This is a genomic window from Paludisphaera soli (genome assembly GCF_011064595.1).
GTDB lineage: Bacteria > Planctomycetota > Planctomycetia > Isosphaerales > Isosphaeraceae > Paludisphaera > Paludisphaera soli.
This window is the reverse complement of sequence record NZ_JAALJI010000001.1, coordinates 462,183-484,979: the sequence shown is the minus strand read 5'-3', so window position 1 is coordinate 484,979 and position 22,797 is coordinate 462,183. Positions and strand designations below refer to the sequence as shown.

The following is a 22,797-nucleotide window of genomic DNA, read 5'->3' as shown; positions in this document are numbered from 1 at the left end:
GAGGGGGGGGCCGTCGTCAATACGCCGGCTGGTGCTGGTCGACGTTCGCCTTGTTGATGAGGCGGAGCGGCGTCACGATCTCTCGGTCGACAGTCTCGCCCTTGAGCTTCGCGGCCATGACCTCGACCGCCCGGGCACCCTGCTCGCGCGGGTCTTGCAAGATCGTGCAGCTGAGCCGGCCGTCGCGGACGGCGTCGAACGCGGCTTTGCTGCCGTCGAAGCCGAGCACGACCACGTCCTTCCAGCCTTCCGCCTGGGCGACCTCGGCGGCGGGGAGGGCCATCTCGTCGGACTGGGCGACCACGGCGCGGATGTCGCCGGGCTTGAAGCGGCGGACCAGGTCGGTCATCACGCTCTTGGCCTTGTCCTCCTGGAAGCCGGCGAACCGGCTGTCGGCCAGTTCGATCTCGGGGTGCTTCTGGAGGATCGCCGAGAGCCCCGCGTTCCGCTTGCGCTGGGGGCTGGACCCCTCGGTCCCTTCCAGGTAGACGATCTTGCCCCCCTTGGGGCCGAGCAGCCGGACCAGCTCCTCGCCCTGGAGGACGCCCCCCTCGGCGTCGTCCGCGCCGACGTAACTGACGACCTCGCCGCCGTTGATCCGACGGTTGAGCGCCAGGATCGGCACGTTGGCTCGGTTCGCGGCCTCGACGGCCGGGACCAGGGCGTCCTCGTCGCGGGGGCAGAGGATCACGGCGTCGCGGCCCAGGTTCAGCAGGGTTTCGACCTGCGCGATCTGCTTGGCGTCGTCGTCCTGTCCGTCGCGGACGTCGACCTCCACGCCCAGTTCCTTCGCCTTGGCCTCCATCCCTTCCTTCATCGCGAGGAAGAACGGGTGGTTGAAGGTCGGCAGGACCGCGCCGATCCGCCCGGGGCCAGACCGCGTCGAGGACGACGACGGCCCGCCCCCCCCGGGGCCGGTCGATTCGGCGCATCCGAGGGAGAGCAGGGGGGCCACAAGCAACAGCAAGGCCGGCAGCGCCGGCCGCTTGAGGGGGGGCATCGGTTCGGCTCCGGGGGCGCGACGCGACGGCCTCGGAGGGTCGCGTTCGGGAAGGTTCGCCTGGCCGGACCATTGTGCCCCCCCGGCCAGGGTCGGTCAACGCGTCACCGGATGTCCTGGGGTTCGATCGTCACCTTCCCCTGGACGCGGAGGATGGGCAGGAACGACTCGAACGGCGAGACCCCCTCCAGGCTCGACTCCGACAGCTTGATGTGCGTGGCGTCCACCTCGGACTGGTCGAACGACGAGTCGAGCGCGACCCAGCGGTTGTTGACGTAGACTTCGTGCCACATGTGGAAGCCGAAGCCCTTGGTCTTCATCTCCTTGCTGTCGACGTAGATCAAACCCACGGCGACCCGCGCCGGGATCCCCCGGGCCCGCGACATCGCGGCGGCCAGGACCGAGTGCTCGGTGCAGTCGCCGGTCAGGTTGAGCGCGGCCTCGCTCGCCGGGGCGAACGTCGTCTCGAAGTTGCTCCGCATGTTCTGGAAGACCCAGCGGTTGATGCGGACGGCCGCGTCCCAGGGGTCGGAAGCGTTCCCCGCGGCCCGATCGGCCAGGCGCTTCACGCGGGCGTCGCCGCTGGTGATCATGCCGTTGGGGCGGAGGAACTCGGGGTCGACGGCCGCCGTCCCCGCCTCACCGTCGTTCGGGCCCATCGTCTGGATCGTCAGGGTGGCCGACTTGCCGTCTCCCGAAGCCTGGAGCGACTGCCGACGGTCGGCGGGGATGATCTTGGTCGGGTCCTCGTCCTTCAGCGTGACCAGGTACTTGATGGAGCGGGTCTGGTAGGGGGTGGGGATCTCGCGGGCCGTCTTGACGATCGTGCCCCGGATCTGGTCGTACTTGATCCGGCCGCCGGGGGCCTTGGCCCCTTGCTCGGTGGTCCGGTAGGTCGTCATCCCGCCCAGCAGGTCCACGTCCTGCTTCAGCACCTGTCCGCCGGCGTCGACCCAGAGGACCGCGCTCAGCTCGGGCCGGGCCTGGCCGTCGAGCGTGGCGAGCTGCTCGACCTTGCGGAGCGGGCGCTTGGCGCCGTCGCCCAGCTCGATGTCCGAAGTCGGCCCAGCCTTCAGCTCGATGTCGACCACCCGGTTCAGGTCGGGGATGTACATCTTGAGCGTCCGGCTCTCCCCTTCGGTCATGGGCTTCGCGGCCATGCTCTGCTCGGCCGCGTAGGGGCCGCGGACCTCGGGCCCCCAGGGGATCACCTGCTCCTGGCGCTGCTTCGTGCCTTCGAGGATCAGCTTCATCTGGCCCTTGATCGCATCGCCGTAGACGCGGATTTCGTTGTCGCTGGTGAGGGTCCGGGTGTCGAGCCGGAGGACCTCGCCCTCGGGCGTCTCGATCGTGCCGTACATCATCTTCTGGGTCACCACGTCGTCGCCGCGGCGGAAGCTCAGCACCGTGTCGACCCGGACTCGGTGCAGGGGCCGGCCCTTCTCCGTCACCTTCTCGATGAAGGTGTGGATGTAGCCGATCTTGTTCCCCGCCAGGAAGACCGCGTCCCAGGCGTCCTGGGCCCGTGCCGCGGGGCCCGCGCCGAGCATGGTGAATGCCGCGGCGAGAGCGAAGGCGAGGAGCCGCGGCGAGGAGCCCAGCAGGCGCGGGCGGCGAAGTCGAATCCGGTTCATGACCCTGGACCCTTTCCCTGGACGAGCATCGAGGCCGACTCGGACGCGCCCGGCGCGCGGAATCCCCCCGTCCCACTATCGGCGAAAGCCCGGCGGGGCCTCAAGCTCAAGTACCGCCCCGCTCCTCGGCGCGGACTGAGTCGGCTGCTAGACTGGGGCTCGAACACCCCGCCCGCCATCCCGCAACCACGACCGCCGGTCGGCTGGACGAGCCCCCATGGAGATCCTGGAGACCGAGCGGCTGATCCTCCGTCAGTTCCGCGACTCCGACCTCGACGCCTACGCCGAGATGACGAGCGACCCCGAAGTCATGCACTACCTGGGCTCCGGGCCGATGAACCGCGCGGAGGCCTGGCGGAACATGGCCACGATCCTCGGCCACTGGACCCTGCGCGGCTTCGGGATCTGGGCCGTCGAGGAGCGCGACGGGGGCGCGCTGATCGGCCGGGTCGGCTGCTGGCGGCCCGAGGGATGGCCGGGCCTGGAGATCGGCTGGATGCTCCGCCGCGCCTCGTGGGGGCGAGGGTTCGCCACCGAGGCCGCGAAGGCCTCGCTCGACTTCGCCTTCGACCGGTTGGGGGAGCGCCACGCCATCAGCATGATCCACGGCGACAACCAGCCCTCGGTCCGGGTGGCCCGACGGCTGGGGATGCGGCTCGAAGGCCGGACCGAGGTCTTCGACATCCCCGTCGCCGTCTACGGCATCCGTCGCGGCGGCCGGATCGCGTCCCCCGCGCCACGCTGAAATCATCGGGAGCGGCGATCAGCCCGCGTCCTTCTCTCTGTTGCGCCTGCGGGTGGCGGCGGCCTTCGTCGCGGCCTCCGACCGCGCCGAGGCCGGCCTCGCGGCCGAGGCGGCCCCGCCCGCCTTGCCGCCCTTCTCGCTGGAGACGTTCGTGTCGGGCACGCCACGCCCGCTCCCGGACTGGTTCCCCCCGCCGGTCTCCTTGTTCACCGTGGCCCAGGCTCGGGCCTCGGCTTCCTTCTCGGGGGTCCCGCGTTCCTCATAACTCCGGGCGATGTGCTCGGCCTGACGCTTCTGCTTGTCGGTGTACTTCGTCTTGTCCCCGCGCGGCATGATTGAAATCTCCTTCACGCGACGATGCCCCAGGTTTCGGCCGCCGTCGGGTGAAGATTCTCTCAATTCGCATTCCCAATGGATGTGAGATCCTGCGGAATTTTTCAGGATCTCCGGGTCGGTGGGAAGGCGTCTGTATGTTCGCGGACGGTCCTGGTGGTTAGAATGGGAGAATTTCGAGAATCCGGCCCGGAAGCCGGATTCGATCTACCATTGGACCCGCAATATCTCTATACTTTGGCTTGGCTGGAAACCGAACGAGCGCGTGCCGAAGATCCCACAGAGCTTCTCGTCTGCCTCTTCCGCCTTTCCACCGCATGGGCCGGACCGCCGGCCCCTTTCTGGACCCGGAAAGTGAGAGTAGTGGGTCGAGTCGAGTCGCCACGCTAGGAGTTTGCAAGGTGGGCAAGAAACTGTACGTCGGGAATCTTTCGTACCGCGTCAACAGCTCGGACCTCGAGCAGCTGTTCTCGCAGTACGGCACCGTCGAGAGCGCCGAGGTCATCTCGGACCGCGAGACCGGCCGCAGCAAGGGCTTCGGGTTCGTTGAGATGAGCTCGGACGCCGAGGCTCAGGCCGCCATCGACGGCCTTCATGATCATGAGTCCGACGGTCGTCGTCTGACCGTCAACGAGGCTCGTCCCCGCGAGCCCCGCTCGGGCGGCGGCGGCGGCTACGGCGGCGGTGGTGGCGGTCGCGGCGGCTACGGCGGCGGCGGCGGCTACGGCGGTGGCGGCGGCTACGGTGGCGGCGGTGGCCGCGACCGCTATTGATCGCGAACGGCCTCCCAGCCTGAAACACAAATCATGAACGTCCCCCGGGCCTCCTCTCCCGCGAGGCCCGGGGGACGTTTCGCTTTCGAACCGGTTCGTCCGCCTGGCTCAGCCTTCGGGCTTGGTGCGCATCACGGCGAGCGGGCGGAGCACCGCCAGCATCGTGTTGAGGTGCGCCAGCCGGGGGCCGAAGCGGTCGACGAAGTCGCTGAGCGCGAAGTCGCCGTCGACGAGGTTCTCGTGGTTCTCCTCGACGTAATCGGCCATCTCGCCGATCAGCGCGGCGTGGACCTGCTCCAGCCTGCCGAGCGCGTCCCGGCTCGCGTCGAGGACCCGCTGGTGGCCGTTCTGCCAACGCTCCAGCTCCGCGATCTGGCGGGCCCGCTGCTCCCGGTTGACCTGGACGATCTCGCGGGTCAGTTCCAGCTCCTGGCGATTGACCTCCAGGTTCTGGCGGAGCACGTCGAGGGTCTGATTCTGCAGGTTCACCAGATGATGCAGGAGGACGATCGGATCGTTCGGGCCGGGCGACGGGTTGGTGGGGCCCTGGCCGGTCGGCGAGACTTCCATGCGGTACGTCCACGACGCCGAGGATGGGTTCTCGGGAGTTGACACTCCGACCTCCTTCGCTGGGACAGGCGGGGCCGACGGAAAGGACGAGCGTCGAAGGACGGCCCGGAAGATCGGCCCGACCGAAGAGTCGCTCGGGCCGTGGAAGACGGACGTCCTCAGTATAGGCGACGCCCCGCCGACCGTACAGGGGACGTACGGCGGGGCTCGGACCTGCCCGGCTCACAGCGTCAGGTCTTCGTCCTCTTCTTCTTCGTCCTGATGCACCGCGTAATTGAAGGCGTCTGGCAGGGCGTCGACGAGATCGCCGGCGATCAGGCCGACCTCGCCCGACTGGTCGCGCGCCATGTCCCCGGCCAGGCCGTGCGAGTACACGGCGAGCTGGGCGGCCTCGAAGGCGGCCAGCTTCTGCCCCAGCATCGCGGCGACGACCCCCGTCAGCACGTCGCCGGCGCCGCCGGTCGCCATGCCAGGGTTCCCCGACGTATTGACGTAGACCCGCTCGCCGTCCGTCACCAGGGTCCCCCGCCCTTTGAGGACGACGACGAGGTGCTCGTTCCGGGCGGCGAATGCGGCCGCGCGGGCCTCGCGCTCGGCCTGCACCTGGACCGTGGTCAGCCCGGTCAGGCGGGCGAACTCGCCGGGGTGCGGGGTGACGATGGTCGTCCGGCTCAGCCGCTCGACGAGCGCGAGGTCCTTCGCCAGGGCGTTGAGCGCGTCGGCGTCCAGGACCAGCGGCTTGCCCAGGGAGACGGCCCAGCGGACCAGCTCCAGGATGTCGGCCGATTCGCCCAGGCCCGGGCCCATCGCCAGGACGTCGGCCTTGTCGGCCAGCCGCTCCAGCGCCGGGCGGGAGGCGTGGAAGTCGACGAACCCTTCGGCGTCGTTCGGCAGGGGGTAGGTCATGTACGACGGCTCGAACGAGGCGACCGTCGGCTGGACCTCGGCGGGCGAGGCCACGCGGACGAGCCCGGCCCCCGATCGGATGGCGGACGCCCCGGCCAGAGCGGCGGCGCCGGCCATGCCACGGCCCCCGGCGATGATGAGCAAGGAACCGTAACGCCCCTTGTGGCCGTCGGGGGATCGCTTCGGGAGCTTGGGGATCGATTCGACGCGCTTCAGAGCCATTTCAGTCCGACTTTCCATTCGAAGGGCCGCCGGCCTGCCCGCGCGCCGTCCCGGCGCGTTGGGCGATGAGGCCGGCCACGTATCCGCCGTTGAATCCGGCGTCGATGTTCACGACCACGACGTTCGACGCGCAACTGTTGAGCATCCCCAGGAGCGCGGCGAGCCCCTGGAAGTTGGCCCCGTAGCCGATGCTCGTGGGGACCGCGATCACCGGGCAGGACGTCAGCCCTCCCACCACGCTCGGCAGCGCGCCTTCCATCCCGGCCACGACCACGAGGGCGTCGACGTCGGTGAGGCGGTCGCGACGGCTGAGCAGCCGATGCAGCCCGGCGACGCCGACGTCCACCAGCATGTCGACCTCGCAGTTCCGGGCCTCGGCGGTCACGCGGGCCTCCTCCGCGACGGGGAGGTCGCTCGTGCCGGCCGTCACCACGGCCACCCGCCCGACCTTCGGCCCCTCGGCCTCCGGCCCCGGCTTGTGGAAGGTCCGCGCGACCGGGTTGTAGACCCCCTCGGGAAACGCGGCCTGGATCCGATCGGCGCTCCGGGGATCCACGCGCGTCACGAGGCAGCCCTGGCCGTGCTCGACCAGCTTGCCGACGATGGCCACGATCTGCTCGGCCGTCTTGCCCAGGCCGAAGACCACTTCCGGGAACCCGCAACGGGCCCGACGATGGAGGTCGACGTGCGCGAAGCCGCCGGTCTCGGCGAACCCCTGCTGCTGCTGCTCGAACGCCTGCGCGGCCTGCTCGGGCGTAGTCTTCCCGGCCGCGACGGCCTCGAAGAGCTGCGCCAGGTGACGTGGGATCATAGGGCCCGGATTCCACCTGCGAGGGAGAAGGATTCGCGACGTCCGCCCACCGCGGCGATCGCCGATCAACCGTAACAGGGGGCGCGGGGAGACCGCAACCGGATTGAGCTACCGGCGCCGACCGCCGTCGTGCTAGCCTCGGTTCGACGACGCGCGTCGCGGTCGGACCAATCGACGCCCCCGGGACCTCGACCGAATGTCGACCCTCCCCCCAGAGCGCTCCTCCGCCGGCCGGGGTCGCCCCCCGATCCCGGTCGCCTATCCTCCCCGCCCCTCTGCGCGCCCGACCAAGCCGACCCCGGCGATCGTGCTCCCGCCCTCCGAACCGGTCCCGCAATCGCGCGCGAACCTCTGGAAGGTGGCCACCCTCAAAAGCTGGGGAGGCTCGGTCGGCCTGCACGCGGCGCTCCTGCTGACGCTGGCCCTCTGGTACTTCGTCCCGCCGTCGCGACCCCCGATCGAGTTCGACTCGCGGCTGGGAGGCTCGCCCTACGGCGTGCCGGAAGGGCTGACGCTCCTCGGAGGCCTCAACACCCCCGACGAGCAGCCGGGCCTGGCCGACGAGCTGCTCGAAGCTTCGCCCACGCCCGAGCCCCTGCTGGAGACGACACCCGTCGCGATCGAGCGACCACCCCTGAACGGTCGGACCGCGAGGCCGACGGCCGGCGGCGGCCCCCCCAACGAGGAGAACCCCGGCGCGGGGGACGGCTCGGGCTTCGGCCTCGCCCGATTCGGCGACGGCAGCGAATCGATCCGAGGCGTGGCGGTCAAGGTCGGCGACCCCCAGTTCACCCTGCTCTGGGACGCCGACGTGGACCTCGACCTGCACGTCATCGAGCCCGGCGGCAAGGAGATCAACTGGGAGGAACGCAAGGGAGAGCAGGGGGGCGAACTCGACGTCGACAACACCAAGGGCTACGGGCCCGAGAACGTCTACTGGCTGGTCGAGACCGACGGCCCCGGCTCGGCCAAGGTCCGGGGCGCCGGGCCTCCAGGCGTCTACCGATGGTATGTCTCCTACTACGGCGGCTTCGGGGGCATCCCCAAGCCGACCTCCTGGCAGGTCCGCATCAAGCACGCCGGCCGGGTCAGCATCCAGCGCGGCAAGCTCCGGTCGCTGGACGAACACAGCAAGACCTTCACCTTGACCGTAGGCCCCGGGGTGCCGGGGCTCGCCAACGAGGCCGACGAAGGCTCCGCGCTGCCCCCGGAACGCCCCTGAATCAAGGGACGCATCCAATCAGGCGGTCGTGCGGAAAATGGAAATCATGCTGAATGATGCGACGTTCGCGTCGAATATCGACGGTACACTCGGGGTACGAGTGATCAGGTGAGGGAATCGCTCTCGCGGCAAGGGGCGATTGATTGTAGAGTCGGCCCACATCCTCCATTCCGCCGCCGAGGAACCGTCGCGTTCCTGCGTCCACCCCACGGGCCTCTTGAGGTCAATCATGGCGAGCAGTCTTCGCGAAGAGCTGGCGTCGCTCCGAATCGAGAGGTCGAACAACGCCCGATCCGTCGAGCGCGGCCCCGTCGCGGCCGATCGCGGCCCGGGGTGGGACGCCGGCCCGAAACTGGCGACGGAATACCGCCGTCGTCGCGGGCTGGGCCTGAAACTCGTCTCGCTCCTGTTCTGGCTGATCCCGCTGGGTGTCGTCGGGGGTGCCGGCTTCATCGCGTATAAACAATACGATCAGATGCGATCCAAGCCCGAGGTGACGCTCGGCCTGGTCCAGACGATGACCCTCGGCGAGGCCGAGAAACTGCTCAGCTCCAAGGGCTACCTGAAGTCGCGCTACCAGGCCATGATCGGCACGAAGATCGCCGGCCGGGTTGAGGAGATGCGCGTGGTCGAGCGGGCGACCGTCAAGAAGGGGGAGATCCTCGCCGTCATCGAGCACCACGACATGGACGCCATGCTCCTCCAGCGCCAGGCCGCCCTGAAGCGGGCCGAGGCCGAGCTCGAGGAGGCCAAGGTCGACGTCTGGGACAAGGACCGGCAGGAGAAGCGGCTGGCCCGGCTGTTCGAGAAGCACATGACCCCCCAGGAGGACTACGACAAGGCGGTCGCCGCCCGCCGCTCGGCCGAGGCCCGGATCGCCGCCACCGAGGCCGCCATCCAGGTGACGAGGTCGAACATCGAGGAGATCGAGGCCACGATCAAGCACCAGATGTACCTCTACGCACCGTTCGACGGCACCGTCGTCGAGAAGCAGGGCGAGGTGGGCGAGATCATCAGCCCGATGGCCATGAGCTCGTCGCTCGGCCGCTCCGCCGTGGTGACGATCGCCGACCTGCGGAACATGGACGTCGAGGCCGACATCCCCGAGGAGCAGATGTACCGCGTGAAGGAGGGCCAGCCGGCCGAGATCTCCGTCACCGCCGTCCCGACCAAGCGTTATCGGGGCCGGCTGCGGCAGATCACGCCGATGGGCGACCGGACCCGCGCCACGGTCAAGGTGAAGGTCGAGATCCTCGACCCCGACGACAAGCTCTTCCCCGAGCTGGCCGCGACGGTCCACTTCCTCCCCGACAAGCAGTTCGCCGAATCGGAGGCCAGCCGGTCGTTCCTGTACGTCCCGAGCGAGGCCGTCTTCCAGGAGAACGGCCACGACTGGGTCTGGCTGTTCGACCGCAATTCCCGCATCGCCCGCCGGAAGATCGAGGTCGCCAACTCGAACCGGGGTTCCACTCGCGTCGAGTCCGGGCTCCAGGCCGACGACAAGGTCGTCCTAAACCCCCCGTCGACCCTCCGCGAGGGCGACCTGGTCCGCGAAGCAAGCCGCTGAGGCCTGCGCCGGGCGAGAAGCTCACCGATGGGTCCGGACCGCCGGCGGCCTCCCCCGAGGCCCCGCGCGATCGGACGGAGTCCGATCCGCCATCCCTTTCCGAGAGGACGTTCATGGCCGCGTCGTCGATCGAGCTGCGAGGGGTCGAGAAGGAATATCGCCGCGACGAGTTCGTGGTCCCGGTCCTCTCGGACCTCGACCTGACCGTCGCCGAGGGCGAGTACCTGGCCCTCATGGGGCCGTCGGGCTCGGGGAAGACCACCTTGCTGAATCTGGTGGCCGGCCTCGACGTCGCCACCCGGGGCCAGGTGATCGTCCACGGCCAGGACCTCGGCCGGCTCTCCGAGTCCGAGATCACCCGCTGGCGGGCCAACAACGTCGGCTTCATCTTCCAGACCTACAACCTCATCCCGGTGCTCACGGCGTCCGAGAACGTCGAGCTGCCGCTGCTGCTCACCAACCTCTCCCGCAAGCGACGCCGCGAGAACGTGGCGACGGCGCTACGCGTGGTCGGCCTCGAAGGCCGCGAGCACCACTACCCCCGGCAGCTCTCCGGCGGCCAGGAGCAGCGCGTGGCGATCGCCCGCGCCATCGTCACCGACCCCTACCTGCTCGTCGCCGACGAGCCCACCGGCGACCTCGACCGCCACACGGCCGACGAGATCCTGGAGCTGCTGGAGCAGCTCAACCGCGAGTTCCAGAAGACGATCGTCATGGTCACGCACGACCCGCTGGCCGCCCGACGCGCCGGCCGGGTCCTCCACCTCGACAAGGGTCGTCTCATCGACGACGTGATCAACGAATCCCCGATCTCGGCGGCCTCGTGACATGAAATACCTGACCTACATCCTCCGCAACGCCCGCCGCAACCCGGTCCGCACCGGGCTGACGGTGGCGTCCATCGCGATCTCGATGTTCCTGATGATGATCCTGACCTCGTTCTTCGCCGCCATGCAGGAGGCGAACAGCGCGAGCAAGCAGTACAACCGGATCATCGTGATGAACGCCAACGGGTTCGCCGGGCAGGTGCCGATCGCCCGCGTCCGCCAGGTCGAGGCCATGGACGGCGTCGTCGCCGCCACCCCGTTCTCCTGGTACGGCGGCAAGTACCAGAACCAGCGCGTCCTCTTCGCGCAGTTCGCCGTCGACGCCGACAAGGTCTTCGACACGCTCGACGAGTACAAGCTCGCCCCCGAGCAGCTCGCGGCGTTCAAGGCCGAGAAGTCGGCCGCGGTGATCGGGCCCAAGCTCGCCCGCGAGTACAACCTCAAGATCGGCGACCCGATGCCCCTCCAGGGGGACATCTACCCCGTCGACCTAAAGCTGAACATCCGGGGGATCTACGAATCCCCCCGGAACACCGACCAGCGGATGGTCCTGTTCCACTATGACTACCTCGACGACCAGCTCCGCCAGCTCGGCTCGACCGCGGGGGGGTCGTCCTCGCAGACGGCCGCGGGCAACGCCGGGATCGTCTTCGTGAAGTGCAAGGACGCGGCGACCACGGCGAACCTCTGCAAGAAGATCGACGACGAGTATCGCAGCACCGACTTCCCCACCCGGACCCAGACCGAGGAGGCCTTCGGCCAGATGTTCTCCGAGATGATGGGGGGGCTGAAGGACATCGTCTACTGGATCGGCTGCGCCGTGGTCGTCTCGCTCCTGTTCGTCTCCGGCAACGCGATGGCCATGGCGATGCGCGAGCGGACGACCGAGGTGGCGGTCCTGAAGGCCATCGGCTTCAACCGCGGGCTGGTCCTGGGCATCGTGCTGGCCGAGGCCGTGCTGGTCGCCGGCCTCGGCGGGGTGCTCGGGACGCTCGGGAGCAAGGCCCTATTCGACATCGTGGACATCTCGCCGTTCACCGGCGGGTTCCTGCCGTTCTTCTACGTCCCCTGGTCGGTCGCGCTGGCGGGGCTCGGGGTCTCGCTCTTCCTGGGGTTCGCCAGCGGCCTGGTGCCGGCGGTGCTCGCCGCGAATTCGTCCGTGATCAACGGTCTCCGCAAGGTCGTCTGAGGGCGTCATGATCCCATTCAAGTACAACGTCCGCAACCTCCGCGTGCGCTGGAAGACGACCCTGATGACGGTCCTGGGGACCGCGCTATTGGTCGCCTCCTCGTGCATCCTCTTCGGCCTGGTGGAGGGGCTGGAGCACAGCCTGAAGGTCTCCGGCGACCCGCTCGACCTGATCGTCCTGCGCAAGGGGGCGACGGCCGAGACGACCGGGGGCTTCGAGTCCAAGAAGGCCGACGAGCTGCTCACGCTCAACGGCATCCTCCGCGACGGCGAGGGCCCGGTCGCCGCCAAGGAGCTTCTGAACATCGCCGTGGCCGAGCGCGTCTCCGGCACCTTCAACAACCTCATCATCCGAGGCGTGCAGCCCGCCTCGCGGAAGCTCCGCCCCGACTTCAAGATCGTCGCCGGCCGCGACTTCGAGACCGGCAAGGGGGAGTGCATCCTCGCCAAGCCGCTGGCCGGGATGCACAAGGGCGGCCAGATCGGCGGCGAGCTGGTCTTCGGCGAGAAGGAACGCTACCGCGTCGTCGGCCTCTTCACCGCCGGCGGCAGCTCGGCCGAGAGCGAGATCTGGGCCGACCTCAAGGACGTGGAGCGCAACACCGGCCGCGACGGCTCCGTCTCCTGCGTCCAGATCCGCGCCGCCGGCCCCGCCGAGTTCGACCAGCTCCGCAAGGAGATCGAGGACGGCGCCCAGTTCCGCCTGGCGGCCCACCCCGAGTCCGAGTACTTCGCCACCCAGTCCGACGCCAGCACCTTCTTCAAGGCGGCCGGGACGATGATCGCCGTGTTGCTGACCTTCGGCGCCATGTTCGCCGCCGCCAACACGATGTTCTCGGCCGTCAAGTCGCGGACCCGCGAGATCGGCACCATGCGCGCCCTGGGCTTCTCGCGCGGCGACGTCCTGCTGTCGTTCCTGGGCGAGTCGCTGCTGCTCTCGCTCCTCGGCGGCGGGATCGGGCTGCTGGCGACCCTCCCGATGAGCCTGCTCTCGATCGAGACGATGAACGGCAACACCTTCGCCTCGGTGAACATCAACTTCCGGTTCGGCTGGTGGGTCATGGCCGTCGCCCTGACCATGACCCTGGTCATGGGCCTCTTCGGCGGCATGCTCCCGGCCCTCCGCGCCGTGCGCCTGGAGGTCATCGCGGCCCTCCGCGAACTCTGACGGCGGCGATCGTTACCGCGCGTGCTCCAGCCGGACGATCGTCCGTCGGTCGGGGAGCGAGTCGCGTTCCACCTCGAATTCGGCCCCGGCGATCCGCACCACCGGATCGTCGGGGAGCCGCTCCAGAAACGCCTCGATCGGCCGGATGTCCAGGTTGATCCTCGGCGTCTTGTAGTGCATCGGCACGACGAGCTTCGGGCCGATCGCGTCCAGGAGGGCGGGGATCGCGTCCATGTCGATCGTCGGCGTCCCGCCGGCCGGGACCAGGACCACGTCGGCCCCCGCGATCGGCGCCAGCTCCTCGGGCGTCAGCAGGTGACCGAGGTCGCCCAGGAACGCGACGTGCAGGCCCTCGGACCGGAAATGGACGATCGCCACCTCGTCGCCGGGTTTCCGCTCGGGGGTCTCGTAAACCCGGACCGACTCGAACCGGACGCCGCGGAAGTCCTCGCCTCCGTCGGGGATTTCGAGCGCGCGGACGACGTGGAACGGCGGCGTGATCTGCCCCAGGTGGCTGTGATAGCGGTCGTTCTCGTGGCTGACGACCACGACGTCGGCCGGCTCGGCGATCGGCTCGTAGCCGCCGGAATCGGGCGAACGATACGGGTCGAGGATGATCCGGACGCCCGCCGTCTCCACTAGGAACGCGGCGTGGCCGTACCACTTGATCAGCATGTCGATGGCCTCGGGGACGGGTGAGGGGGTGGCGTCCGGGACGCCGCCCGCCTAGTCTATCGGGACGCCTATCGGGACGCGACCTCGACGCTGAAGTCACAGGGCGCCGCCGACGCCGTTAGAGGCCCGGACAAACCCCCATCCAATCACCGAAGCGATAGCGGAAAGCCCTGGGGTTTCGACGTGCTCTCGCACGCACGAGTGGGGTTTTGTCCGGGCCTCTAAAGCAAATTGGTACGCTCAGGCAGGGACTGGCGGACCCGCTCACGAAGTCCGGCAGGCCGGCGAGGTGGGTGTCCTGGGAAGTCCGGGATGGTGCTCGAATCCGCACCGTATATGAACCATCCATGGGGAGGGTGGTCACGGCGTTCCCGGACCTGACCACACCGTTTTCCGGCATCCGCATCCCATAGGCGATGGAGACGTTCATGTCTTTTGAGGCGAGGATCAAGAACCTGGGCAAGGCATTCGATGGCAGGCTGGATCATGGCCTGATCTCGAACGCTGTAGGTTATTCCGAATTCGGGGAAAATGGGCTTGCTGTCGAGATGATTGCCGATTGTCTCTTCGACAGCGATGTACGGATCACGCAAGACGAGTTTCAAGAGTTACTCGAACTCGCCCGGCTAACCCATGCCGATGTCGAGCGAGTTACACTGCTGGGACCACTCGCCATGTAAGAGACCCGGACAAGACCCCATCAATCACCGAAGCGATAGCAGAAACCCCTGGGGTTTCGACGTGCTCTCGCACGCACGAGTGGGGTGTTGTCAGGGCCTCTAAGGTCGGCGAACGACCCGCGCGCTGGAGATCCCCCTTTTCGTGTCCATGCTCGACCGTCTTTCCCGACCCATCGACCTCGCGCCATTCCTGAACCGGCTCGTCGAACTCGTCTCGCGGCGGCCGCTCTCGGCCTGCCTGGAGATCGGCGTCGCGCTCCGGGTCTGGGTGTACCTGCAAGGCCGTCCCTACTGGATGGATGAGGGGTCCCTTCTGGCCAACCTCCGCGGCGTCGCGCCATTCGACTTCTCCAGCCCGCTGAAGTCCGACCAACTCGCCCCCCCCGCCTTCCTCGCGGCCGAGCGGCTCGTCGTCCAGATGCTGGGAGAGTCCCCCTTTGCGACCCGGCTGATCCCCCTGGCGTGTGGGCTGGGGTCGCTCTGGCTTTTCCGCGAGGTCGCCCGCCGGACGCTCCTCCCCGCGGCGGCCGTGGTGGCGATGTTCCTGTTCGCCGTCGGCGACGACCTCGTCTATTACTCGAACGAGTTGAAGCCGTACTCGACCGACCTCGCCGTCGGCCTGCTCGTGACGTTCGCGAGCCTGAAGGAGCTGCAAGACCCGCCGAGCCGTCGCCTACGCCTCGGGCTCGCCGTGCTGGCGGTCGCCTCGCCCTGGGTCTCGTTCGCCTCCGTCTTCGTGGTCGCCGGCTGCGGCCTGACCCTGCTGGTCGACGCCCTGCGTTCGGGTCGTCGAGGCGACGCGGCGCGGCATCTGGGCCTGGCGGCCGCCTGGGCCGTCAGCGTCTTGCTGGCGCACCGGATTTCAAGCCGGATGCTCGTCCCGGCGACGACGATGTACGTCTTCTGGGACTTCGCGTTCCTGCCGCCCGCGCCCACGAGCCGGGAGTCATTGGCGAAGTTCGCCGGGATCCTCCTGGAGACGTTCGTCACGCCGCTGAACCTGACCCCGAGGTTGATGCCCTACGCCTTCGCCCTCTTCGCGCTGGCCATGACCCTGCTCGGGGCCCGTCGACTCGCCCGACTCGACGCCCGCGTGGTGGCGATCCTCGCCGTCCCGATCGTCCTGGCGATGGCGGCATCGGCGGCGCGACGCTACCCGTTCCACGGTCGCCTGATCCTCGGACTGGCCCCGGCCTTCTTCCTCCTCATCGCCGAGGGGCTGCAGGAGATCCGATGCCGCCGCGGCCGCGCCTGGTATCTCGCCGCGCTTGCCTTCCTGCTCGTCCATCCGACTTTCGACGCCCTCTACCAGGCCGTGCCGCCCCTGACGCGCGAGTTCAACCGGCACGGCGACCTGCGCGGCAACCGATTCCTCGAGTGACCCGATCGACGCGCGGAGCGTCTTCCTCGCAGGCCGAACGGAACTCAGTCGTCCTCGTCGTCGGCGTCCAGATCGTCGCCGTCGCCGGTGCTCGCCCGGCCGTCGAAGGGGTCGAAGTTTCGCCTGTCGACGGGTTCGGTCAGGACGCCCGCGGTGAGAAGCCACTCGATCGCCGCCGTCAGCCCGTCGCCGGCTTCGTGGATTTCCTCGTCGTCGTGGGGCAGCACATAGAGTCGGTCCGGCTCGGAGGGGTGGAAGACGATCTCGTCGCCGTCGAGGGTGTCGGCGACGATGACGCACTGGAGCGTCCGCTCCTTCGTCAGCACGTCCTTGCCGGCGTCCCAGAACCAGTACTCGTCGATCCGCTCTCGCCAGGCGTGGACATTGTTGTCGCCTTCGAGGATCTGGTGGGGGGGGTACACCCGGAGGTAATCGGCGAGCACGCCCTCGCCGAAGCGGGCGATGTAGTTCCGATAGCCCGCGGGGAATCGCGTTCCAAGCCCACGCTCGGCCTCGTCCACGTCGGCCGTCGCGTTGTGGAACAGGGGCGCCTCACCGACCTGGACGTCGTCGAGCGTCATGCTGCCGCCTCGATGCGGGGATCGACACGCCCGTCAGAGTACGAGAGGTGAGGCATCACGCGAAGGCCGGGACGGGGAAGTGGGCCTCGCGGAGGAATCGGCCGGAACGCCCCATCCCAGGGGAGGGGAAAGGGTCGCCCGGACGTGTTCGAGCGGAGAGGGGGGGATTCGAACCCCCGATACGGGGTTAGCCGTATAACGGTTTAGCAAACCGTCGCTATCGACCACTCAGCCACCTCTCCTCGGTCGATCACGACCCCCGGGTCGAAGGGGGTCGATTGCGGAGATTGAAGCTACCAAAGCCCCCCGCGATCGTCAATCCGATGCCGACGCCCGTGCCTGGGATTCCGGCTTCCTCACGCCCGACGCCTCGCGCCGCCGCCTCGAAGATCCGCGCGAGGAATCGGCTTCCTGATTCTCGATCTCATACAGAATCATCCTGAGGGATCGTGCGCGCCGAACGCAATGCGGAGAAGGAGGGGATGCGTGTCAGGTCCTCGATCGGAAGTCCCGGACGACTCGGGACCGTTTCGAAGCGACGTCGATCGCATCGCAGTCGGGTGAAAAGCGCCGAACGAAGCCAATTTCCGACGCCGGACCACACCGCGCAATTCATTACTTCAGAATAACTTAAGACCGACCGAAGCCTCCAAGCCGGCGTGCGAACGAACCCAATCGAAGCCGATTTCCGCAACACGCCCTCCCGGCCGATCGGAATCTCCAGGCATGGGGGACCGCGAGGGAAGCGTCCGTGGTCGAAAGAAAGACGACAGGCCCGCCCGAAGAAAATCGTGAATTCTTCGGCACCGGGATTGCTTTGGCATTAAAGCCGTTTCATGTTTCGAGGTGAGGACCGAGGGTTGATGATTGCTCCGAATCCCTGGATCGCGGCGACCCTGTTCGGGGGAGTTTACGCGGCGTTGGCGCTGGGACGGTTTCCGGGATTCCGGCTGGACCGACCGGCGATCGCGCTGGTCGGCGCGGCGGCGATGATGGCGTTCGGCGTGATGGACCTGCACGAGGCCGCCGGTGCGGTGGACGTCGACACGATCGTCCTGCTGTTCGGGATGATGGTGCTGGCCGGCTACCTTCGGCTGGCGGGGTTCTTCGCCCTGGCGACGGACCTGGTCGCGGCCCGGCGGCCGGGCCCGCACGCGATGCTGGCGGTGGTCGTGGCGATGTCCGGCGTCCTCTCGGCCTTCCTCGTCAACGACGTGGTCTGCGTCGCCCTGACGCCCCTGGTGCTGGAGCTTTGCCGACGACTCCGGAGGCCCGCGGTGCCCTATCTGGTGGGCCTGGCGACGGCCTCGAACGTGGGGTCGGTGGCGACGATCACGGGGAACCCCCAGAATATCATCATCGGCTCGCTCTCGGGGATCTCGTACGCCCGGTTCGCGTCGCGGCTGGCCCCGGTCGCCGTTGCGGGCCTGCTCGTCACGTTCGCAGTGGTGGCGGTCGTCTACCGGCGATCGCTGAGGACGCCCGACCACCCCGAGGTTTTCGAACACCAGCCTTCGCGGGCCCGGAACCATCGCGGCCTGCTGATCCGGAGCGGCCTGGTGACACTGGCGACGGTGGGCCTGTTCTTCGCCGGGGCTCCCGTGGCCACCGCGGCGCTGCTGGCGGCGGCCGTGCTGATGCTGGACCGCCTCCGCCCCGATCGGGCGTTCGCGGCGGTCGACTGGCCGTTGCTGGTCATGTTCATGGGCCTGTTCGTGGTCGTCCACGGCTTCGAGGCGAACGTGGTGCGCCACTGGGACCTGGCCTGGATCGCGGGGGAGGGCTCCCCGGTGCTCCCGTTGAGCCTGGCCTCGATCTTCCTTTCAAACCTCGTCTCGAACGTGCCGGCCGTCCTGCTGTTCAAGCCGGTGCTGGCGGTGATCCCCGACCAGGAGCAGGGGTGGCTGGCGCTCGCGATGTCGAGCACGCTGGCCGGCAACCTGACGGTCCTCGGTTCGGTGGCGAACCTGATCGTCGTCGAGTACGCACGCCGCGACGGCGAGGACCTGGGCTTCCTGGAGTACCTCAAGGTCGGCGTCCCGCTGACCCTCGCCACCGCCGCGCTGGGGATCGCCTGGCTCGAATTCACCCATTACTGAATCTTCATCCCGAGATCCACATGACCGACACCGACACCGACGCCGAGGCGAAGCGGGGGCCGTCCCCGAGGAGCCTCGCCTGCCTGGACGCCCTGAACTTCTTCCTCGCCGACGTCCGCGACGGCCTGGGGCCGTATCTGGCGATCTACCTTACTTCGCAGCGGCACTGGGACCCGTCGCAGGTGGGGGTGGCGATGGCGGCCATGCTCGTCGGCACGATCGTCACGCAGTCGCCGGCCGGGGCGATGATCGACCGGGTCCGCTGGAAGCGCGCCGCCGTGGCGGGGGCCGCGGCGGTCGTCTCGGCCGGCTGCCTCGCCATGGTCGCTTATCCGGGCTACTACGTCGTCGTGGGATCGCAGGCGATGATCGGCGCGGCGGCCTCGGTCTTCCCGCCGGCGATCGCGGCCCTGACCCTGGGGATCGTCGGACATCGTCGGATGGCTCGCAGGACGGGGCGGAACGAGGCGTTCAACCACCTGGGCAACGTGGCGGCGGCCGTCCTGGCGGGGGCGGCCGGTTATCTGCTGGGGTACTGGTCGATCTTCTGCCTGGTCGCGTTGATGGCCGCCCTGAGCGCGGCGACGGTTTTGGTCCTGCCGGAGGCGGAGATCGACCACGACCGGGCGCGCGGCGCGGTCGAAGGCGAGGAAGGGGGCGCGCAGGTCGAGTCCGTGGCCGAGCTGTTCCGGGACCGCCGGATCCTGGCGTTCACGGCCTGCGCCGTGATGTTCCACTTCGCCAACGCGGCCATGCTGCCGCTGGTCGGCCAGAAGGTCACGCAGGGGATGGACCGGGGGACGGCGGTCCTGATGTCGGCCTGCATCATCACCGCCCAGCTCGTGATGATCCCGGTCGCCCTGGCGGCCAGCCGGCTCGCCGAGAGCTGGGGGCGGAAGCCGGTCTTCCTGATCGGATTCGCGGTCTTGCCGATCCGGGGGCTGCTCTACACGCTCACGGCCAATCCGTACCTGCTGGTCGGGATCCAGCTCCTGGACGGGATCGGGGCGGGGATCTTCGGCGTGGTCTCAGTCCTGGTCGTGGCGGATCTGACGCGGGGGACCGGGCGGTTCAACTTGACCCAGGGGGTGCTGGCGACCGCGACGGCCATCGGCGCGGCCCTGAGCAATGTGGCCTGCGGCTATATCGTCAAGGCCGCCGGCTTCGACGCCGGGTTCGGCACGCTGACGGCGATCGCGGTCGGGGGCCTCGCCCTCTACGCCTGGGCGATGCCCGAGACCCGAGACGTCGAGCCAGCGCAGGTCGGGGCGTCCTCGGGTATGGAGGCCGAGCCCTCCGCCAGCCCGGCGTGAGGCGGCCCGGAGTCGGCTGGTCGGACCGGGCCGGTGCGAGTAACCTGTTTGGCGCGCGAGCCCCGGGTGGGGCGACGGACGCGCCCGCCCCTCGACCTCGGAGACCCCCACGGATGATCGCGATCACGGGAGCCGCCGGATTCATCGGCTCGAACCTGGCCCATCGGCTGTCGGCGGCGGGGAGGGAGCTGATCCTGGTCGACCACCCCCTGACGGCGGCCACGGCGGTCAACTGGGCCGGTCTGGGCCGGTTCCGCTTCGTGCCGATGGAACGTTTCCTCCTCGACCTCGAACGGGACGAGGGCCGGTCGATCGAGGCGATCTTCCACCTGGGCGCCTGCAGTTCCACGACCGAGACCGACTGGCAGTTCCTGCTGGAGAACAACGTCGGCTACACCCGGAGCCTCTGGACGTGGTGCACGACCGAGAAGCGGCCGTTCCTGTACGCCTCCAGCGCGGCCACCTACGGCGACGGCTCGAAAGGGTTCGACGACCGGACCCCCGCCTCCGAGCTCGAACCGCTGAACCTGTACGGCAAGAGCAAGAATGACTTCGACGCCTGGGTCCAGGCCGAGATCGCGGCCGGCGGCGCGACCCCGCCGGCTTGGGCGGGCCTCAAGTTCTTCAACGTCTACGGCCCTCGCGAGATCCACAAGGGGAAGATGGCGAGCGTCGTCTGGCACGCCCGCCGGCAGATCCTGGAGACTGGCGAGGTCCGGCTGTTCAAGTCCAACGACCCCGCCTTCCCGGACGGTGGCCAACGACGGGATTTCGTCTTCGTGGAGGACTGCATCGACCACATGCTCTGGCTGTGGGAGCACCCCGAGGCCTCGGGCATCTACAACAGCGGCACCGGGACCTCGCGGACCTTCCGGGACCTGGCGACGGCCGTGTTCACGGCCCTCGGCCGCGAGCCGACCATCCGGTTCATCGACATGCCCCCCGAGCTTCGCGGCCAGTACCAAAACTTCACCCAGGCCGACATGAGCAAGCTCCGCGAAGCCGGCTACGCCAAGGCCCCGACCGCCCTCGAAGACGGCGTGCGGAAGGCCCTGGCCTGGGGCGACGCCCCCTGATCAGGGGGCGAGCCGGAGGACCGCCGCCGCCTCGGCGGGGATTTCCAGCATGAGGCCTTCGGGCGTTGCGACGAGGCGGGCCTCGCCGAACAGGACCTCGGCCGGGCCGGCGGCGACCGCCGGCAGTCGCAGGCTCGCCGGCTTGGCGTCGCGGTTGATGGCGACCAGCAACCGCGAGCCCTCGAACTCGCGCAGGAACGCATAAGCCTCGTCCGTCGCGACCAGGCTGGTCAGGCTACCCCGCCGCAGTGCCGGCTCGGCCTTGCGGAGGTGGAGAAGGTCGCGATAGGTCCGGAAAAGCCGGTCCTCCTCGGGCGTGCGGCCCTCGGGCGTGAAGGCGTCGCGGGGGTCGCCGGGGAATCCCCCTGGGTAGTCGCGACGGTCGTCGGCGTCTCCCGGGAGGCCGATCTCGTCCCCCCAGGTCATCTGGGGGATGCCTCGCGAGGTCAGCAGGAACACGGCCGCCAGCCGGAGCCGCGCGGGGGTCACGCCCGGGACGCTCGCCAGGCGGTCGACGTCGTGGTTGTCCAGGAACGTCGTCAGCAGCTCCGGGTTCGGATACAGGTGGTCGCGGCCGAGGCTTTCGGCCAGGAACGAGGTCGGGTCCTTCCCCTTGAAGACCCCGGTCGCCGCCCCGTACATCGGGAAGTCGAAGACCGATTCCACGCCGGGGTCGACGCCGTCCCAGCCGGCGCGGCCTCCCTGGAAGAAGGAGAGCTTCGGGGCGTCCCAGATCATCGCCTCGCCCACGGCGCGGAGGCCGGGCCGGGCGGCCCGCATCGCCGCCGACCAGTCCCGCCAGAACGCCCGATCGACCATCGGGAACGTGTCGAGCCGCACGCCGTCGGCTTCGAAGAGGGTCGCCCACCAGAGCGACTGCTGGATCGCGTAGCGGGCCACGCGGTCGTCGCGCATGTTGAGGTCCGGCAGGATGCCGAGGAACCAGCCGTCGGTCACGCCGCGGCGGTCGGCCTCCAGGGCGTGGGGATCGACGAGCGCCTCGTACCGGAAGGTGCAGGGGATCGGGCGATCGAGCGGGCCGTGGAACCACGCCTCGGTCGGCGGGCGTTCCCGCCAGGGGTGCTTCGGGCCGGTGAACCCCAGGAGTTGATCCTGCACGACCTTCAGCCCCATGGCGTGCGCCTCGGCGACCAGGGCGCGGTACTCGGCGAGCGTCCCGAAGCGGGGGTTGATCGCATAGAAATCCACCGGCGCGTAGCCGTGGAAGTCCGCCAGCTTTCGCGGCTCGCCGTCGATCCGGGAGTCGAGCCACGAGTCGGCCGTCTTGTAGATCGGCGTCAGCCAGAGGGTCGTGACGCCCAGGTCGGCGAGGGCGGGCAGGCGCCTGCGGATCCCCGCGAAGTCGCCGCCGTGGTAGGCGTGCGAGTCCTTGCGATCGTACATCCGGTCGCCGTCCGGGGCCTCGTTGTTCGTCGGATCGCCGTCGGCGAAGCGGTCGGGCATGATCAGGTAGAGGACGTCATCGGGGCCGAACGGCCGCAACGGCCGATTCGGACGGGCCAGGAGCTCCCAGGCGACCCGGGCCTCGCGGCCGACCGTCAACTCGCAACGGCCCGGCGCGACGCCGCCGGGGATCACCAGGTCCACGAACGCCGACCGGCCGTCGGCGGCCGCCTCGACCTTCTCCAGCCGCAGCGGTCCGGCGGTCACGCGGACCGGTTGCCCGGCTAGCCCGGAGCCTTCGATCAGGAGGGTGATCGACCGATCCTCGGGCTCGACCCACCAGGAGGGGGGGCCGACGCGATCCACCGTCTGCCCGCCGGCCGAGCTGAGTGCGATCCCGAACATGCACCCGAGGGCCAAGATCCCCGACGCCAGCCCGCTCGACGGACGAAGACGAGCCCAGCCCGATCCGACGCCGCAGTCCCTGTCGGAGAGGCAACGACCGGAGGGCTGTTCCCGCCGCGACGCGTCGGTGGCATGAGGGAATGCCTGGGTCATCAAGGCTTCACATCCAGGATCAGCACTGCTTTGGCATGAATTTCGGTTCATGAATCTGACGTA

The 22,797-nt window shown here is 68.9% G+C and carries 21 protein-coding genes and 1 tRNA gene; 12 read left to right on the top strand and 10 right to left on the bottom strand.

Features of this window, described 5'->3' with window-relative positions; translation table 11 throughout:
- Positions 1 to 16 precede the first annotated feature (16 nt).
- A complete protein-coding gene (locus G6O68_RS01745; protein ID WP_165244129.1) occupies positions 17 to 1,000 on the bottom strand; it encodes a sugar ABC transporter substrate-binding protein in 984 nt (327 codons plus the stop codon).
- A gap of 104 nt (positions 1,001 to 1,104) precedes the next feature.
- Positions 1,105 to 2,634: a transglutaminase-like domain-containing protein gene (locus G6O68_RS01740; RefSeq protein WP_165244127.1), complete on the bottom strand. Its 1,530-nt coding sequence runs from the start codon at positions 2,632 to 2,634 to the stop codon at positions 1,105 to 1,107.
- A 217-nt stretch (positions 2,635 to 2,851) separates the two neighbouring features.
- Here G6O68_RS01740 and G6O68_RS01735 point away from each other — a divergent pair, with 217 nt between their 5' ends.
- Positions 2,852 to 3,379 (top strand): GNAT family N-acetyltransferase, encoded by a 528-nt coding sequence (locus G6O68_RS01735; RefSeq protein WP_165244125.1) that lies wholly within the window; start codon positions 2,852 to 2,854, stop codon positions 3,377 to 3,379.
- 18 nt (positions 3,380 to 3,397) lie between these two features.
- On the opposite strand, the gene G6O68_RS01730 is transcribed toward G6O68_RS01735, so the two are convergent.
- The gene (locus G6O68_RS01730) at positions 3,398 to 3,712 is read right to left on the bottom strand and encodes a plasmid stabilization protein (protein WP_165244123.1); all 315 of its coding nucleotides are present in this window, start codon (positions 3,710 to 3,712) and stop codon (positions 3,398 to 3,400) included.
- A 401-nt stretch (positions 3,713 to 4,113) separates the two neighbouring features.
- On the opposite strand from G6O68_RS01730, the gene G6O68_RS01725 reads away from it, so the two are divergent.
- Entirely contained in the window at positions 4,114 to 4,485 is a 372-nt protein-coding gene (locus tag G6O68_RS01725; RefSeq protein ID WP_165244121.1) for an RNA recognition motif domain-containing protein, read from the top strand.
- A gap of 108 nt (positions 4,486 to 4,593) precedes the next feature.
- Here G6O68_RS01725 and G6O68_RS01720 read toward each other — a convergent pair whose 3' ends face one another.
- The 3 genes from G6O68_RS01720 to larB form a co-directional block, all read right to left on the bottom strand.
- On the bottom strand, positions 4,594 to 5,100 hold the full coding sequence (locus tag G6O68_RS01720) for a hypothetical protein (RefSeq protein WP_240910938.1): 507 nt from the start codon (positions 5,098 to 5,100) through the stop codon (positions 4,594 to 4,596).
- A 177-nt stretch (positions 5,101 to 5,277) separates the two neighbouring features.
- The gene (locus G6O68_RS01715; protein WP_165244119.1) at positions 5,278 to 6,183 is read right to left on the bottom strand and encodes an NAD(P)H-hydrate dehydratase; all 906 of its coding nucleotides are present in this window, start codon (positions 6,181 to 6,183) and stop codon (positions 5,278 to 5,280) included.
- A 1-nt stretch (position 6,184) separates the two neighbouring features.
- Complete coding sequence (gene larB, locus G6O68_RS01710) at positions 6,185 to 6,994, bottom strand: nickel pincer cofactor biosynthesis protein LarB (RefSeq protein WP_165244117.1); 810 nt, start codon at positions 6,992 to 6,994, stop codon at positions 6,185 to 6,187.
- A gap of 358 nt (positions 6,995 to 7,352) precedes the next feature.
- On the opposite strand from larB, the gene G6O68_RS01705 reads away from it, so the two are divergent.
- From G6O68_RS01705 to G6O68_RS01685, 5 genes are all read left to right on the top strand, one after another.
- Positions 7,353 to 8,216, top strand: coding sequence for a YfaP family protein (locus G6O68_RS01705; protein ID WP_165244115.1), 864 nt, complete (start codon positions 7,353 to 7,355; stop codon positions 8,214 to 8,216).
- 229 nt (positions 8,217 to 8,445) lie between these two features.
- Complete coding sequence (locus tag G6O68_RS01700) at positions 8,446 to 9,783, top strand: efflux RND transporter periplasmic adaptor subunit (RefSeq protein WP_165244113.1); 1,338 nt, start codon at positions 8,446 to 8,448, stop codon at positions 9,781 to 9,783.
- 113 nt (positions 9,784 to 9,896) lie between these two features.
- Positions 9,897 to 10,610 carry an ABC transporter ATP-binding protein gene (locus G6O68_RS01695; RefSeq protein ID WP_165244111.1) on the top strand — a complete coding sequence of 238 codons (714 nt, stop codon included), beginning with the start codon at positions 9,897 to 9,899 and terminating at the stop codon, positions 10,608 to 10,610.
- A 1-nt stretch (position 10,611) separates the two neighbouring features.
- Positions 10,612 to 11,799: an ABC transporter permease gene (locus tag G6O68_RS01690; protein WP_165244109.1), complete on the top strand. Its 1,188-nt coding sequence runs from the start codon at positions 10,612 to 10,614 to the stop codon at positions 11,797 to 11,799.
- A 7-nt stretch (positions 11,800 to 11,806) separates the two neighbouring features.
- On the top strand, positions 11,807 to 12,967 hold the full coding sequence (locus tag G6O68_RS01685) for an ABC transporter permease (protein ID WP_165244107.1): 1,161 nt from the start codon (positions 11,807 to 11,809) through the stop codon (positions 12,965 to 12,967).
- 12 nt (positions 12,968 to 12,979) lie between these two features.
- Here G6O68_RS01685 and G6O68_RS01680 read toward each other — a convergent pair whose 3' ends face one another.
- Positions 12,980 to 13,642 (bottom strand): MBL fold metallo-hydrolase, encoded by a 663-nt coding sequence (locus G6O68_RS01680; protein WP_165244105.1) that lies wholly within the window; start codon positions 13,640 to 13,642, stop codon positions 12,980 to 12,982.
- A 428-nt stretch (positions 13,643 to 14,070) separates the two neighbouring features.
- On the opposite strand from G6O68_RS01680, the gene G6O68_RS01675 reads away from it, so the two are divergent.
- Positions 14,071 to 14,322, top strand: coding sequence for a MafI family immunity protein (locus G6O68_RS01675; RefSeq protein ID WP_165244103.1), 252 nt, complete (start codon positions 14,071 to 14,073; stop codon positions 14,320 to 14,322).
- A 142-nt stretch (positions 14,323 to 14,464) separates the two neighbouring features.
- On the top strand, positions 14,465 to 15,703 hold the full coding sequence (locus G6O68_RS01670) for a glycosyltransferase family 39 protein (protein ID WP_165244101.1): 1,239 nt from the start codon (positions 14,465 to 14,467) through the stop codon (positions 15,701 to 15,703).
- A 44-nt stretch (positions 15,704 to 15,747) separates the two neighbouring features.
- Here G6O68_RS01670 and G6O68_RS01665 read toward each other — a convergent pair whose 3' ends face one another.
- Positions 15,748 to 16,284: an SMI1/KNR4 family protein gene (locus tag G6O68_RS01665; RefSeq protein ID WP_165244099.1), complete on the bottom strand. Its 537-nt coding sequence runs from the start codon at positions 16,282 to 16,284 to the stop codon at positions 15,748 to 15,750.
- 153 nt (positions 16,285 to 16,437) lie between these two features.
- Positions 16,438 to 16,526 (bottom strand) — tRNA-Ser (locus G6O68_RS01660).
- Positions 16,527 to 17,147: 621 nt separating this feature from the next.
- On the opposite strand from G6O68_RS01660, the gene G6O68_RS01655 reads away from it, so the two are divergent.
- The 3 genes from G6O68_RS01655 (at position 17,148) to rfaD (ending at position 20,772) form a co-directional block, all read left to right on the top strand.
- Positions 17,148 to 18,383 carry an anion transporter gene (locus G6O68_RS01655; protein ID WP_165244097.1) on the top strand — a complete coding sequence of 412 codons (1,236 nt, stop codon included), beginning with the start codon at positions 17,148 to 17,150 and terminating at the stop codon, positions 18,381 to 18,383.
- Positions 18,384 to 18,403: 20 nt separating this feature from the next.
- The gene (locus tag G6O68_RS01650) at positions 18,404 to 19,696 is read left to right on the top strand and encodes an MFS transporter (RefSeq protein ID WP_165244094.1); all 1,293 of its coding nucleotides are present in this window, start codon (positions 18,404 to 18,406) and stop codon (positions 19,694 to 19,696) included.
- A gap of 113 nt (positions 19,697 to 19,809) precedes the next feature.
- Positions 19,810 to 20,772, top strand: a complete 963-nt coding sequence (gene rfaD, locus G6O68_RS01645) for an ADP-glyceromanno-heptose 6-epimerase (protein WP_165244092.1) — start codon at positions 19,810 to 19,812, stop codon at positions 20,770 to 20,772.
- On the opposite strand, the gene G6O68_RS01640 is transcribed toward rfaD, so the two are convergent.
- Positions 20,773 to 22,581 carry an alpha-amylase family glycosyl hydrolase gene (locus tag G6O68_RS01640; protein WP_165244090.1) on the bottom strand — a complete coding sequence of 603 codons (1,809 nt, stop codon included), beginning with the start codon at positions 22,579 to 22,581 and terminating at the stop codon, positions 20,773 to 20,775.
- Between the last annotated feature and the right edge of the window lie 216 nt (positions 22,582 to 22,797).